The sequence below is a fragment of the Bacillus sp. FSL R7-0685 genome (assembly GCF_038002425.1).
Lineage (GTDB): Bacteria > Bacillota > Bacilli > Bacillales > Bacillaceae > Bacillus > Bacillus subtilis.
The window spans coordinates 129,221-142,955 of the sequence record NZ_JBBOCN010000001.1 but is presented as its reverse complement, the minus strand read 5'-3'; the positions used below and the strand labels follow the sequence as shown (position 1 = coordinate 142,955).

The following is a 13,735-nucleotide window of genomic DNA, read 5'->3' as shown; positions in this document are numbered from 1 at the left end:
TCATGTGTCCCTCCTTCTTTTATTAAAATTTAAGTCCAGCTTCACGAGCGGCATCAGCCAAAGCTTTTACACGTCCATGGTATAAGTATCCGCCACGGTCAAATACTACGTCAGAAATGCCTTTTTCAGCAGCGCGTTTTGCAACTAATTCTCCAACTTTAGTAGCAGCAGAAGTATCTCCAGTGCTTTCAACGTTCAAGTCTTTATCGAGAGTAGATGCACTAGCAAGTGTTACACCATTTACATCATCGATGATTTGAGCGTAAATGTGCTTGTTAGAACGGAAAACGTTCAGGCGCGGTCTTTCAGCAGTACCGGAAAGTTTAGCGCGAACACGAGCGTGTCTTTTAAGACGAGCAGCATTTTTGCTAGTTTTCGTAATCATCTAGGTCACTCCTTTCTTCACTTTAAGCGATCTTACTTAGCAGATTTACCTTCTTTACGGCGAACAACTTCACCTTCGTAGCGGATTCCTTTACCTTTGTAAGGCTCTGGAGAACGTACAGCGCGGATGTTAGCAGCAATAGCTCCTACGCGTTCTTTGTCTGTACCTTTTACAACTACTTTTGTTTGAGAAGGAACTTCGATTTCGATGCCTTCTTCAGGAACGATCTCAACAGGATGAGAGTATCCAACGTTTAAAACAAGTTTATTTCCGGATTTAGAAGCACGGTAACCGACACCGACTAATTCCAAACCTCTTTCAAATCCTTTAGATACACCTTCAACCATGTTGCCAAGCAGACTGCGAGTCGTACCATGCAGGGCACGGTGCTCTTTTTGATCAGAAGGACGAGCGACTGTAAGCACATTGTCCTCTACTTTAATCTCCATATCAGGGTGAAACGTACGAGTTAATTCTCCTTTTGGTCCTTTCACAGCTACAGTGTTGTTATCATTTAACGTTACTGTAACATCAGAAGGAATCTCAAGTAGCTTCTTACCTACACGAGACATACCAAACACCTCCATTCATGTTAAACTTCTTACCAAACGTATGCTAGAACTTCTCCACCAGCTTGTTTTGCACGGGCTTCTTTGTCCGTTAAAACACCTTGTGATGTAGAAATAATCGCGATTCCAAGACCGTTAAGTACGCGGGGTACTTCATTAGATTTAGCATAAACACGCAAACCAGGCTTGCTGATTCTTTTAAGACCAGTGATAACGCGCTCGTTGTTTTGTCCGTATTTCAAGAAAACGCGGATGATACCTTGTTTGCTGTCTTCTACGAACTCAACGTCACGAATGAAACCTTCACGCTTTAAAATTTCAGCAATTTCTCTTTTCAATTTAGAAGCAGGAATTTCAAGCTTCTCATGACGTACCATGTTTGCATTGCGAATACGAGTTAGCATATCTGCAATTGGATCTGTCATAACCATTATATAATTACCTCCTTCCCTTTCTTGGGGATTACCAGCTGGCTTTTTTCACGCCAGGAATTTGTCCTTTATATGCAAGCTCACGGAAACAAATACGGCAAAGTTTAAATTTACGAATGACTGAATGCGGACGTCCGCAGCGTTCACAGCGTGTGTACTCTTGTACTTTAAACTTTGGTGTACGTTGTTGTTTCGCAATCATAGACTTTTTAGCCACGATTTCGCCTCCCTTTCATTGATTATTTCTGGAACGGCATACCTACTTGAGTTAATAGCTCACGAGCTTCTTCGTCAGTATTAGCAGTTGTTACGATAACGATGTCCATTCCGCGAACCTTTGTTACTTTATCGTAGTCAATTTCAGGGAAGATTAACTGTTCTTTGATACCAAGTGTGTAGTTACCGCGACCGTCGAAAGATTTTTTAGAAACCCCGCGGAAGTCACGTACACGCGGTAAAGATACAGAAATAAGTTTATCAAGGAAATCATACATGCGCTCTCCGCGAAGAGTTACTTTCGCACCGATAGGCATTCCCTCACGAAGACGGAATCCAGCAATTGATTTCTTCGCACGAGTAACGACAGGTTTTTGACCTGCGATAAACGTTAATTCTTCAACAGCACTGTCGATTGCTTTGGCGTTTTGAACAGCGTCACCAACACCCATGTTGATTACGATTTTTTCGATTTTAGGCACTTGCATGACTGAATCATAATTGAACTTAGTCATTAAAGCAGGTGCAATTTCTTTATTGTACTTTTCTTTAAGGCGGTTCATGAGATAGACCTCCCTTCCTTTTAATACTATTTATCTAGAACTTGCCCAGATTTTTTTGCTACACGAACTTTTTTGCCATCTTCCACTTTGTATCCTACGCGAGTCACTTCACCTGTTTTAGGATCGAGCGGCATAACGTTTGATACATGAATTGGCGCCTCTTGATTAGAAATACCGCCTTGAGGGTTAGCTTGAGTTGGTTTAGAGTGTTTCTTTACCATGTTAACACCTTCAACTAAAACGCGGTCCTTTTTAGGGAAAGCAGCAAGGATTGTTCCTTGTTTGCCTTTATCTTTACCAGAGATAACCATAACTTTATCGCCTTTTTTTACATGCATCCTGATCGCACCTCCTTGAGTAAGGCATTTATTTCATTAGATAACTTCTGGAGCTAGAGAAACAATTTTCATAAAGTTGTTTTCACGCAATTCACGAGCAACTGGTCCGAAGATACGAGTTCCGCGTGGGCTCTTGTCGTCACGGATGATAACACATGCATTCTCATCGAAGCTGATGTATGAACCGTCACTTCTGCGCGCTCCGCTTTTAGTGCGAACGATAACAGCTTTTACGACTTCACCTTTTTTGACAACGCCTCCTGGTGTTGCTTGTTTAACCGTGCAAACAATTACATCACCAATGTTAGCTGTTTTACGTCCAGAACCACCAAGAACTTTAATAGTAAGTACTTCACGTGCGCCAGAGTTGTCAGCTACTTTTAAACGAGTCTCTTGTTGAATCATTATTTGTTACCTCCCTTCGGAAAAAGAATTCCGAACTTTATTAGATAATAACAGCTTCTTCGACAACTTCAACTAGACGGAAACGCTTAGTTGCAGACAATGGACGAGTTTCCATGATCTTAACGATGTCACCGATTTTAGCTTGATTATTTTCATCATGTGCTTTGAATTTTTTTGAGTATTTTACGCGTTTACCGTAAAGTGTATGTTTTTTGTATGTCTCAACAACAACAGTAATGGTTTTATCCATTTTGTCAGAAACAACACGGCCTTGGTAAACTTTGCGTTGGTTACGTTCGCTCATGCTCACGACCTCCCCTCAGTGATTATTTATTAGCAGCAATTTCTCTTTCACGAATCACAGTTTTCATGCGCGCGATAGCTTTGCGCACTTCACGAATGCGAGCAGTATTTTCAAGTTGTCCTGTCGCTAATTGAAAGCGAAGATTGAAAAGTTCTTCTTTAAGAGACTTTACTTTTTGTTCAATTTCAGCAGTGGTAAGGTCACGAATTTCATTAGCTTTCATTTGATTCACCACCAATTTCTTCACGTTTTACGAACTTCGTTTTAATTGGCAATTTGTGAGATGCAAGGCGAAGTGCTTCACGAGCAACCTCTTCAGACACACCAGAAATTTCAAATAAAACTTTGCCCGGTTTTACAACAGCTACCCAACCTTCTGGAGCCCCTTTACCGGATCCCATACGTACCTCAAGTGGTTTAGCAGTGTAAGGTTTAGAAGGGAAAATTTTGATCCAAACTTTACCGCCACGTTTCATGTAACGAGTCATCGCAATACGTGCAGCTTCGATTTGACGGTTAGTAATCCAAGAAGCTTCTAGAGCTTGGATACCGAATTCTCCGAAATGTACTTCAGTACCGCCTTTCGCACGGCCACGCATTTTTCCGCGATGCTCTCTGCGATATTTAACGCGTTTTGGTAATAACATATTATTTTCCTCCTTCCTCATTTTTCTTCTTAGTAGGAAGAACCTCTCCACGATAGATCCAGACTTTTACACCAAGCTTACCGTAAGTAGTATCAGCTTCAGATGTTGCATAGTCAATGTCCGCACGTAATGTGTGCAATGGAACAGTTCCTTCACTGTAGTATTCAGAACGAGCGATATCTGCACCGCCAAGACGACCAGAAACCATTGTTTTCACACCTTGTGCTCCAGCACGCATAGTACGTTGGATTTGTTGTTTCTGCGCACGGCGGAAAGAAACACGGTTTTCTAATTGACGAGCGATGTTGTCAGCAACTAGCTGTGCATCAAGATCTGCTCTTTTGATTTCAAGAATGTTAATGTGTACACGCTTGCCAGTAAGGCTGTTAAGGGCTTTGCGAAGTGCTTCGACTTCAGAACCGCCTTTACCGATAACCATACCAGGCTTAGCTGTGTGGATCGTAATGTTAACGCGGTTTGCTGCACGCTCGATTTCTACTTTAGAAACAGAAGCGTCAGAAAGGCGTTTGCTAATGTATTCACGAATTTTTAAATCTTCGTGCAGGAAGTCAGCGTAATCTTTACCAGCGTACCACTTAGATTCCCAATCACGAATGACTCCGATACGAAGACCGACTGGATTTACCTTTTGACCCACTACTTATCCCTCCTTCTTTTCTGATACAACGATTGTAATGTGGCTCGTACGTTTGTTGATTTGGCTCGCACGTCCCATAGCACGTGGGCGGAATCTTTTTAACGTAGGGCCTTCGTCAACGAATGCTTGAGAAATAACCAGGTTGTTAGCGTCCATTTCATAGTTATGCTCAGCATTTGCAATAGCGGATTTTAATACTTTCTCGATAATTGGAGAAGCAGCTCTTGGTGTAAGGTTCAAGATTGATACTGCCTCACCTACTTGCTTGCCTCGAATCAGGTCCATTACTAGACGTGCTTTACGAGGAGCAATACGGACTGTTCTTGCAACAGCTTTAGCTTGCATTTAAAAGCCTCCTCTCTTAGCGTCTTGTTTTTTTGTCATCACTAGCATGACCTTTGTACGTACGAGTTGGAGCGAATTCACCCAACTTGTGCCCTACCATATCTTCAGAGATGAATACAGGCACGTGTTTACGTCCGTCATAGACTGCGATTGTGTGACCAATAAACTGTGGGAAAATAGTAGAACGACGAGACCAAGTTTTTACGACTTGTTTCTTGTCTGTTTCATTTAATTTCTCGATTTTAGTCATCAAGTGTCCATCGACAAATGGTCCTTTTTTTAAGCTGCGAGCCATTTTGGAACCTCCCTTCGTGATTGCACTACGGTCCGAAAAGAACCGTAGACAACCCCGTTATTTATTTTTACGACGACGTACGATAAATTTATCGGATTTGTTCTTTTTCTTACGAGTCTTGAATCCAAGAGTTGGTTTGCCCCATGGAGACATTGGTGATTTACGTCCGATTGGCGCACGTCCTTCACCACCACCGTGTGGGTGATCGTTAGGGTTCATTACAGAACCACGAACTGTAGGACGGATGCCTTTCCAGCGAGAACGTCCAGCTTTACCAATGTTGATAAGTTCGTGCTGTTCGTTACCTACTTGACCGATAGAAGCACGGCAAGCAGAAAGGATCATGCGAACTTCACCAGAGTTAAGACGTACAAGAACGTATTTACCTTCTTTACCAAGAACCTGAGCAGATGTACCAGCTGAACGTACAAGCTGTCCGCCTTTACCAGGTTTTAATTCAATGTTATGCACAACTGTACCAACAGGGATGTTGATAAGTGGAAGTGCATTACCTACTTTAATGTCAGCTTCAGGACCTGACATGATTTCAGTACCTACTTGAATTCCTTTAGGAGCAAGAATGTAACGTTTTTCTCCGTCTGCATAGTTGATTAGAGCGATGTTAGCTGAACGGTTTGGATCGTATTCAACTGTAGCAACGCGTCCAGGTATACCATCTTTATCGCGTTTGAAGTCGATAACACGGTATTGGCGTTTATGTCCGCCACCTTGGTGACGTACAGTCAATTTACCTTGGTTGTTACGTCCGCCTTTTTTGTGAAGGGGAGCAAGCAAGGATTTTTCCGGCTTGTCAGTCGTGATTTCAGCAAAATCTGAAGTTGTCATGCCACGACGTCCATTAGAGGTCGGTTTATACTTTTTAATCGCCATTTTGAATTTCCCTCCTTCTTTTTACAGATAATTAAGCTTCAAAAATTTCGATTTCTTTGCTGTCTGCAGTAAGTTTTACGATCGCTTTTCTGCGACGGCTAGTCATACCAGTGTAGCGTCCAACACGTTTTGATTTGCCTTTGTAGTTCATGATGTTGACTTTGTCAACTTTCACTCCAAAGATGCTTTCAACCGCGTCTTTCACTTCTGTTTTGTTAGCTCTTACATCAACTTCAAAAGTATATTTTTTTTCAGTCATTAAATCGGCAGAACGTTCAGTAATGACGGGGCGCTTTAGAACATCACGAGGATCTTTCATTATGCAAGCACCTCCTCTACTTTTTCAACCGCTGCTTTTGTAATCAGAAGCTTCTCGTGGTTGACAACGTCTAAAACGTTGATTCCGTTAGCTTCAACAACAGTAACTCCAGGAATGTTACGAGCAGATAATGCTACTGCCTCGTTTGCATCCGCAGTTACGATTAAAGCTTTTTTCTCAACAGATAATCCTTTAAGGATAGCTGCCATTTCTTTTGTTTTAGCCGTATCAAGAGTAAGATCTTCAAGAACGATGATGTTGTTGTCGATCACTTTAGAAGACAATACTGATTTGATTGCCAAGCGGCGAACTTTTTTAGGTAATTTATAAGAATAGCTGCGTGGTGTTGGGCCGAATACGACACCACCTCCGCGCCATTGCGGTGAACGGATTGAACCTTGACGGGCACGTCCAGTACCTTTTTGACGCCATGGTTTACGACCTCCGCCGCGTACTTCAGAACGATTTTTTACTTTGTGAGTTCCTTGACGTAAGGAAGCTCTTTGCATAAGAATAGCGTCGAATACAACACTCTCATTTGGTTCGATACCAAATACAGAAGCGTTTAATTCGATGTCACCAGCAGTAGAACCGTTTTGGTTGTATAATGCTACTTTTGGCATAATCAATTTCCTCCTTTCCTAAGAGAATTATTTAGATTTAACAGCACTTTTAACAGTGATTAAAGATTTCTTCGCACCAGGTACGTTACCTTTGATCAAAAGAAGATTGCGTTCTGCATCAACTTTTACGATTTCAAGGTTTTGAACAGTGATTTGCTCTCCGCCCATACGTCCAGGTAATAATTTACCTTTGAATACACGGTTAGGATCTACAGGTCCCATTGAACCAGGACGACGGTGGTAGCGTGAACCGTGAGACATAGGTCCGCGAGATTGTCCGTGGCGCTTGATCGCACCTTGGAAACCTTTACCTTTAGATACTCCTGTTACATCTACGATTTCTCCAGCAGAGAAAATTTCAACCTTGACTTCCTGACCAACTTCATACGCATCCATTTCCACTCCGCGTAATTCTTTAACGAAGCGCTTAGGAGCAGTTTCCGCTTTTGCAACGTGCCCTTTTTCAGGTTTGTTAGAAAGCTTTTCACGCTTGTCGTCAAAACCAAGCTGGATTGCTTCGTAACCGTCGTTTTCAGCTGTTTTCTTTTGAAGAACAACGTTTGGAGCAGCCTCGATAACAGTTACCGGAATAAGATCACCATTCTCAGCGAATACTTGCGTCATACCAATTTTTCTTCCTAAGATTCCTTTGGTCATTCGTCACACCTCCTATTAAGATCATTCTATATTTTAGAATTAAAGTTTAATTTCGATATCGACACCAGATGGTAAGTCTAATCGCATAAGAGCATCAACAGTTTGTGGTGTTGGGTTCACAATGTCGATTAAACGTTTATGTGTACGCATTTCAAATTGCTCACGAGAATCTTTGTATTTGTGCACCGCACGAAGGATTGTGTAAACTGATTTTTCAGTTGGCAACGGAATCGGACCAGATACGCTGGCACCAGAACGTTTTGCCGTTTCAACAATCTTCTCTGCAGATTGATCAAGGATTCTATGATCATATGCTTTCAAACGAATACGAATTTTTTGTTTTGCCATTATTTTCCCTCCTTTTCGCCTACATCACGTTAGACAGTTCTCCGTGAGAAAAACCTGAACACCTTGCCATGGCAAAGCGGCCGGGTGTGTCAGCAACCTCTCACTTCATCGCAGTCAAAGACCAACATACACCATTATACAGAAAATAGGCGCATGTTGCAAGACTTATTTAAAATATGCATGGTTTGCACACTTTTTTTATTATACAGGGGTTTTTCTTATTTATCAAGGATCTATCATAAATGGTGTCGTGCATGTCGACTTAATGTGTTCGCGAATAATGCCGGCTCCTCAATATGCGGGGTGTGAGCTGAGTTCTCAAATTGAAACCAGCGCTTTTCGGGTGCCTCAAGCTCTTGATAATACTGTTTCGATATTTCAGCAGGAACAATTAAGTCATGTTTCCCTGAAATGAAAACACACGGTACTTTAATAGAAGGAACTGATGTAAAAGCATTAAACCGGTACAACTCACCAGTTAAATGTTTTTTACTGAAGCGCAATCCATTGAGGAAGCTGTGCATGTTCCGCACTCCATACTCATTGCCAGTAAGCATTTGAAATAATACAGCTAGATATTGACGATGACGTCGAGTGAAGCCTCCCCTGCTTAACTCGACACAAAACCGATAGATAAGGTGCTGGATATCCTGCTTCCAAGGCGGAGCACCAATGAAACGTGTGAGGAAAGATAATAAGCTGGCTTTTTTTGATTCAGAAATTTCACGAATATGTTGATAAGCAGTTGATTCTTCATCATGAGGGTTAACAACCTGGCTGATTCCATAATACGCGTAAAATAAATCAGGACACTGCTGCAAAACATGAAGCGCCAGTATTGACCCCCAAGAATGACCGGCTAGGTAAAGTTTTGATTTTGAAAAATGAGCTAAAAGCCATTGAGTGACTTGGATTGTATCTTTAATGAAGTGATTTATTGTCATAGAGTGATGCGAAATTCGCTTAGAATAAGAAAGCCCCGATCCTCTCTGATCCCAATGAACTACTGTAAAATACTGTTCCAGCTCTTTTTGATAATGTCTAACATATCCGATTTGCGGCGTTCCCGGCCCGCCATGTAAAAAAAGCAGCAATGGATTTTTCACGTCAACTCCATTTATCATCAGCATTTGCTTTGTATTTCCAATGCTTAGTTCTTTCATGATTGCGATTGATTTCTTTTCAGGAATCATAAATATTAACCCCTCGAATATGATAGATCCTATTATACAAGAAAAAGATAAGCAAACAAAAAACGAGACCCGCAGGGGTCTCGTTTAAAATCATACTATTACTCAGTGATTGTAGAAACAACGCCTGAACCAACAGTACGTCCGCCTTCACGAATAGAGAAACGAGTTCCTTCTTCGATAGCGATTGTAGAAATAAGTTCAACGTTCATTTCAGTGTTATCTCCAGGCATAACCATTTCTACGCCTTCTGGAAGATGGATGATACCAGTTACGTCAGTTGTACGGAAGTAGAACTGAGGACGGTAGTTAGAGAAGAATGGAGTATGACGTCCACCCTCTTCTTTAGAAAGAACGTAAACTTCAGCTTTGAATTTGCTGTGTGGAGTGATTGTACCTGGTTTAGCAAGTACTTGACCACGTTGGATTTCTTCACGAGATACACCGCGAAGAAGGGCACCAATGTTGTCACCAGCTTCAGCGTAATCAAGAAGCTTACGGAACATTTCAACACCTGTAACAGTTGTTTTCTTGTTCTCTTCTTGAAGACCGATGATTTCAACTTCGTCACCGACTTTAACTTGTCCGCGTTCTACACGGCCAGTAGCAACTGTACCACGACCAGTGATTGAGAATACGTCCTCAACTGGCATCATGAATGGTTTTTCAGTGTCGCGTTCTGGAGTTGGGATGTACTCATCAACCGCATCCATAAGTTCGAAGATTTTAGCTTCCCACTCAGCGTCTCCTTCAAGAGCTTTAAGAGCAGAACCTTTAACAACTGGTACATCATCACCAGGGAAGTCGTATTCGCTAAGAAGATCGCGAACTTCCATTTCAACTAGTTCAAGAAGCTCTTCGTCGTCTACCATGTCGCATTTGTTTAAGAATACAACGATGTATGGTACACCAACGTTTTTAGAAAGAAGGATGTGCTCACGAGTTTGTGGCATTGGGCCATCAGCAGCAGATACTACAAGGATAGCTCCGTCCATTTGCGCAGCACCAGTGATCATGTTTTTAACATAGTCAGCGTGTCCTGGGCAGTCAACGTGTGCATAGTGACGAGTTTCAGTTTCGTACTCAACGTGTGCAGTAGAGATTGTGATACCGCGCTCGCGTTCTTCTGGAGCACCATCAATTTGATCGTACGCCATAGCTGTACCTTTACCAGATTTCTTATGAAGTACTGTTGTGATAGCAGCAGTTAAAGTTGTTTTACCATGGTCAACGTGTCCAATTGTACCAATATTGGCATGTGATTTGGAACGGTCGAATTTTTCTTTAGCCATTCTAAAATCCTCCTTAAGAGCTTTTAATTAGTAATGTATAGAGTGATAGGAAGTGAAAGAAAGCTTTCACTTCCTCATCTTACAATAGTAGTTATACTTGAGTTAAGCGGCAAAATCAATTATTCGCCTTTATTTTTTTTGATAATTTCTTCTGCGACGCTCTTCGGCACTTCTTCGTAGTGATCCATGTGCATAGTGAACGTACCGCGACCTTGCGTATTAGAACGAAGTGCAGTAGCGTAACCGAACATTTCAGCAAGAGGAACCATAGCACGAACAACTTGAGCGTTACCGCGTGCTTCCATACCTTCTACGCGTCCGCGACGTGAAGTGATATCACCCATGATATCTCCCATGTATTCTTCTGGAATAACCACTTCTACTTTCATGATTGGTTCAAGAAGAACTGGGTTACATTTGCTGACTGCATTTTTCAATGCCATAGAAGCAGCAACTTTAAATGCCATTTCGTTTGAGTCAACATCATGGTAAGAACCGTCGAAAAGTTTAGCTTTAATGTCGATAAGCGGGAAGCCTGCTAGTACACCATTTTCAAGTGCATCTTCCAGACCTGCTTGAACAGCTGGGATGTATTCACGAGGAACAACCCCACCGACAATCGCATTTTCAAATTCAAAGCCAGCGCCTTCTTCGTTTGGTTCGAATTCGATCCAAACGTGTCCGAACTGACCGCGTCCACCAGACTGACGTACGAATTTACCTTCAACTTTTGCACCGGTACGGAATGTTTCACGGTACGCAACTTGAGGAGCACCAACATTGGCTTCTACTTTAAATTCGCGTTTCATACGGTCAACAATGATATCAAGGTGAAGTTCACCCATACCAGAGATGATCGTTTGGCCAGTTTCTGGGTTTGTTTGAGTACGGAATGTAGGATCTTCTTCAGCAAGTTTCGCTAAAGCGATACCCATTTTATCTTGGTCAGCTTTTGATTTAGGCTCAATAGCAACGTCGATAACTGGTTCTGGGAATTCCATTGACTCAAGGATAACAAGATCCTTCTCATCACATAGAGTATCTCCAGTAGTTGTATCTTTTAGACCTACAGCAGCTGCGATATCCCCTGCGTATACAGTAGAGATTTCTTCACGGCTGTTAGCGTGCATTTGAAGAATACGTCCAACACGCTCACGTTTGCCTTTAGTAGAGTTTTTCACGTATGAACCAGAATCAAGTGTTCCAGAGTACACACGGAAGAACGTCAACTTACCAACGTAAGGGTCAGTCATAACTTTAAATGCTAATGCAGAGAATGGCTCTTCGTCAGAAGAATGGCGCTCAATCTCTTCATTTGTATCAGGACGTGTACCTTTGATTGCAGCAACGTCAGTTGGTGCAGGAAGGTAGTCAAGAACAGCATCAAGTACTAGTTGAACACCTTTGTTTTTGAAGGCAGAACCAACAAGAACAGGGTAGAATTCAACATTTAATGTACCTTTACGAATTCCTGCTTTTAACTCGTCAATTGTGATTTCTTCACCCTCAAGGTACTTATCCATAAGCTCTTCATCAAGCTCACATACAGCTTCAATAAGGCTGTTGCGAAGCTCTTCAGCTTGCTCTTTGTACTCTTCAGGGATTTCTTTTGCATCAGAACGAGTTCCGAGGTCATCTTCGTAGAAATACGCAACGTTTTCTACAAGGTCAATGATACCTTCGAAGTTATCTTCAGCACCGATCGGCAATTGAATTGCATGAGCGTTTGCTTGAAGACGGTCTCTTAAAGTTCCTACAGAGTAAAGGAAGTCTGCACCGATTTTGTCCATTTTGTTAACAAAAACGATACGCGGTACTCCATAAGTTGTTGCCTGACGCCAAACAGTTTCTGTTTGAGGCTCAACGCCTGATTGCGCGTCAAGTACAGCAACAGCACCATCAAGTACACGAAGAGAACGTTCAACTTCAACTGTGAAGTCTACGTGTCCTGGAGTATCGATGATGTTTACGCGGTATCCTTTCCACTGTGCAGTAGTCGCAGCGGAAGTGATTGTGATACCACGTTCTTGTTCCTGCTCCATCCAGTCCATTTGTGAAGCTCCTTCATGAGTTTCACCAATTTTGTGGATACGACCAGTATAGAACAAGATACGTTCTGTAGTAGTCGTTTTACCGGCATCGATGTGAGCCATGATACCGATATTACGAGTTTTTTCTAAGGAGAACTCTCTTGCCATTGGGTAATTTCTCCTTCCTTATTAGGAAATTGTGTTTTGTTAATCTATAAATCCTACCAGCGATAGTGAGCAAATGCTTTGTTTGCTTCAGCCATCTTATGAGTGTCTTCACGTTTCTTAACAGCAGCACCAGTGTTGTTAGCTGCGTCAAGGATTTCGTTAGCTAAACGCTCTTCCATCGTTTTTTCTCCACGAAGACGAGCGTAGTTAACTAACCAGCGAAGTCCAAGAGTCGTACGACGTTCAGGACGAACTTCTACAGGAACTTGGTAGTTCGCACCACCTACACGGCGTGCTTTTACTTCAAGTACAGGCATGATGTTTTTCAATGCTTGTTCGAAAACCTCCATTGCATCATTGCCAGTACGTTCTTTAATGATATCGAATGACTTGTATAGGATCGTTTGAGACTTACCTTTTTTACCATCGATCATCATTTTGTTGATTAAACGAGATACAAGCTTAGAGTTGTAAATCGGATCAGGTAAAACATCTCTTTTTGCTACAGGACCTTTACGTGGCATCTGAATATCCTCCCTTCATCAATTATGCGTATTTTCGTATATTATTTTGCTTTAGGTTTTTTCGTACCGTATTTAGAACGGCCTTGTGCACGGTTTTCAACTCCAGCAGTATCAAGCGCACCACGAACGATGTGGTAACGTACCCCTGGTAAGTCTTTTACACGTCCGCCGCGGATAAGTACAACACTGTGCTCTTGCAGGTTGTGACCGATACCAGGAATGTAAGCAGTAACCTCGATTCCGTTAGTCAAACGAACACGAGCATATTTACGAAGTGCTGAGTTCGGTTTTTTCGGTGTCATTGTACCAACACGAGTACATACCCCGCGTTTTTGTGGAGAAGATACGTTAGTGTGCTCTTTTTTAAAGCTGTTGTATCCTTTGTTAAGTGCAGGAGACTTTGAGTTTTCTACTTTACTCACGCGTCCTTTGCGAATTAGCTGATTAATTGTAGGCATGAATTTTTCCTCCCTTCATTACGTTTTATAACCCACATACCCAGGTGGTTCATCAAAAGGCAAAAAACAATGTCTTTAC

General features: G+C 42.0%; 23 protein-coding genes. All 23 read right to left on the bottom strand.

The annotated features are described in order from the left end of the window. Positions 1-22: 22 nt before the first annotated feature. Positions 23-385 (bottom strand): 50S ribosomal protein L18, encoded by a 363-nt coding sequence (rplR, locus tag MKY50_RS00805; RefSeq protein WP_003225816.1) that lies wholly within the window; start codon positions 383-385, stop codon positions 23-25. 32 nt (positions 386-417) lie between these two features. Further along, a complete protein-coding gene (gene rplF / locus MKY50_RS00800) occupies positions 418-957 on the bottom strand; it encodes a 50S ribosomal protein L6 (protein ID WP_004399690.1) in 540 nt (179 codons plus the stop codon). 29 nt (positions 958-986) lie between these two features. Continuing rightward, the gene (gene rpsH / locus MKY50_RS00795; protein WP_003241998.1) at positions 987-1,385 is read right to left on the bottom strand and encodes a 30S ribosomal protein S8; all 399 of its coding nucleotides are present in this window, start codon (positions 1,383-1,385) and stop codon (positions 987-989) included. Positions 1,386-1,416: 31 nt separating this feature from the next. Further along, positions 1,417-1,602, bottom strand: coding sequence for a 30S ribosomal protein S14 (gene rpsN / locus MKY50_RS00790; RefSeq protein ID WP_003156488.1), 186 nt, complete (start codon positions 1,600-1,602; stop codon positions 1,417-1,419). Between the two features lie 22 nt (positions 1,603-1,624). Beyond that, positions 1,625-2,164, bottom strand: coding sequence for a 50S ribosomal protein L5 (rplE, locus tag MKY50_RS00785; RefSeq protein WP_003225809.1), 540 nt, complete (start codon positions 2,162-2,164; stop codon positions 1,625-1,627). 26 nt (positions 2,165-2,190) lie between these two features. Continuing rightward, positions 2,191-2,502, bottom strand: a complete 312-nt coding sequence (gene rplX, locus MKY50_RS00780; protein ID WP_003156486.1) for a 50S ribosomal protein L24 — start codon at positions 2,500-2,502, stop codon at positions 2,191-2,193. Positions 2,503-2,538: 36 nt separating this feature from the next. Further along, the gene (gene rplN / locus MKY50_RS00775; RefSeq protein ID WP_003225805.1) at positions 2,539-2,907 is read right to left on the bottom strand and encodes a 50S ribosomal protein L14; all 369 of its coding nucleotides are present in this window, start codon (positions 2,905-2,907) and stop codon (positions 2,539-2,541) included. 40 nt (positions 2,908-2,947) lie between these two features. Further along, a complete protein-coding gene (gene rpsQ / locus MKY50_RS00770; RefSeq protein ID WP_003225804.1) occupies positions 2,948-3,211 on the bottom strand; it encodes a 30S ribosomal protein S17 in 264 nt (87 codons plus the stop codon). 22 nt (positions 3,212-3,233) lie between these two features. Continuing rightward, entirely contained in the window at positions 3,234-3,434 is a 201-nt protein-coding gene (gene rpmC / locus MKY50_RS00765; protein WP_003156482.1) for a 50S ribosomal protein L29, read from the bottom strand. Next, positions 3,424-3,858, bottom strand: coding sequence for a 50S ribosomal protein L16 (rplP, locus tag MKY50_RS00760; protein ID WP_003225801.1), 435 nt, complete (start codon positions 3,856-3,858; stop codon positions 3,424-3,426). Before rplP ends, rpmC begins: the two co-directional genes overlap by 11 nt. A gap of 1 nt (position 3,859) precedes the next feature. After that, positions 3,860-4,516 carry a 30S ribosomal protein S3 gene (gene rpsC, locus MKY50_RS00755; protein WP_003235068.1) on the bottom strand — a complete coding sequence of 219 codons (657 nt, stop codon included), beginning with the start codon at positions 4,514-4,516 and terminating at the stop codon, positions 3,860-3,862. A gap of 3 nt (positions 4,517-4,519) precedes the next feature. Continuing rightward, entirely contained in the window at positions 4,520-4,861 is a 342-nt protein-coding gene (gene rplV / locus MKY50_RS00750) for a 50S ribosomal protein L22 (protein ID WP_003156475.1), read from the bottom strand. Between the two features lie 16 nt (positions 4,862-4,877). Further along, positions 4,878-5,156: a 30S ribosomal protein S19 gene (gene rpsS, locus MKY50_RS00745; protein WP_003156472.1), complete on the bottom strand. Its 279-nt coding sequence runs from the start codon at positions 5,154-5,156 to the stop codon at positions 4,878-4,880. A gap of 57 nt (positions 5,157-5,213) precedes the next feature. After that, positions 5,214-6,047 carry a 50S ribosomal protein L2 gene (gene rplB, locus MKY50_RS00740; protein WP_003225795.1) on the bottom strand — a complete coding sequence of 278 codons (834 nt, stop codon included), beginning with the start codon at positions 6,045-6,047 and terminating at the stop codon, positions 5,214-5,216. 31 nt (positions 6,048-6,078) lie between these two features. Beyond that, on the bottom strand, positions 6,079-6,366 hold the full coding sequence (gene rplW / locus MKY50_RS00735) for a 50S ribosomal protein L23 (protein WP_003156467.1): 288 nt from the start codon (positions 6,364-6,366) through the stop codon (positions 6,079-6,081). Continuing rightward, positions 6,366-6,989, bottom strand: a complete 624-nt coding sequence (rplD, locus tag MKY50_RS00730) for a 50S ribosomal protein L4 (protein WP_004399658.1) — start codon at positions 6,987-6,989, stop codon at positions 6,366-6,368. Before rplD ends, rplW begins: the two co-directional genes overlap by 1 nt. 27 nt (positions 6,990-7,016) lie before the next feature. Then, positions 7,017-7,646 (bottom strand): 50S ribosomal protein L3, encoded by a 630-nt coding sequence (gene rplC / locus MKY50_RS00725; RefSeq protein WP_004399671.1) that lies wholly within the window; start codon positions 7,644-7,646, stop codon positions 7,017-7,019. A 39-nt stretch (positions 7,647-7,685) separates the two neighbouring features. Further along, the gene (gene rpsJ, locus MKY50_RS00720; RefSeq protein ID WP_003156464.1) at positions 7,686-7,994 is read right to left on the bottom strand and encodes a 30S ribosomal protein S10; all 309 of its coding nucleotides are present in this window, start codon (positions 7,992-7,994) and stop codon (positions 7,686-7,688) included. A 236-nt stretch (positions 7,995-8,230) separates the two neighbouring features. After that, positions 8,231-9,187 (bottom strand): alpha/beta fold hydrolase, encoded by a 957-nt coding sequence (locus MKY50_RS00715; RefSeq protein ID WP_076458786.1) that lies wholly within the window; start codon positions 9,185-9,187, stop codon positions 8,231-8,233. Positions 9,188-9,285: 98 nt separating this feature from the next. After that, entirely contained in the window at positions 9,286-10,476 is a 1,191-nt protein-coding gene (gene tuf, locus MKY50_RS00710; protein WP_003235058.1) for an elongation factor Tu, read from the bottom strand. 119 nt (positions 10,477-10,595) lie between these two features. Next, positions 10,596-12,674 carry an elongation factor G gene (gene fusA / locus MKY50_RS00705; protein WP_003235056.1) on the bottom strand — a complete coding sequence of 693 codons (2,079 nt, stop codon included), beginning with the start codon at positions 12,672-12,674 and terminating at the stop codon, positions 10,596-10,598. A 53-nt stretch (positions 12,675-12,727) separates the two neighbouring features. Next, positions 12,728-13,198, bottom strand: a complete 471-nt coding sequence (gene rpsG, locus MKY50_RS00700) for a 30S ribosomal protein S7 (protein ID WP_003225784.1) — start codon at positions 13,196-13,198, stop codon at positions 12,728-12,730. Between the two features lie 41 nt (positions 13,199-13,239). Then, positions 13,240-13,656, bottom strand: a complete 417-nt coding sequence (gene rpsL / locus MKY50_RS00695) for a 30S ribosomal protein S12 (RefSeq protein ID WP_003225781.1) — start codon at positions 13,654-13,656, stop codon at positions 13,240-13,242. Positions 13,657-13,735: the final 79 nt, after the last annotated feature.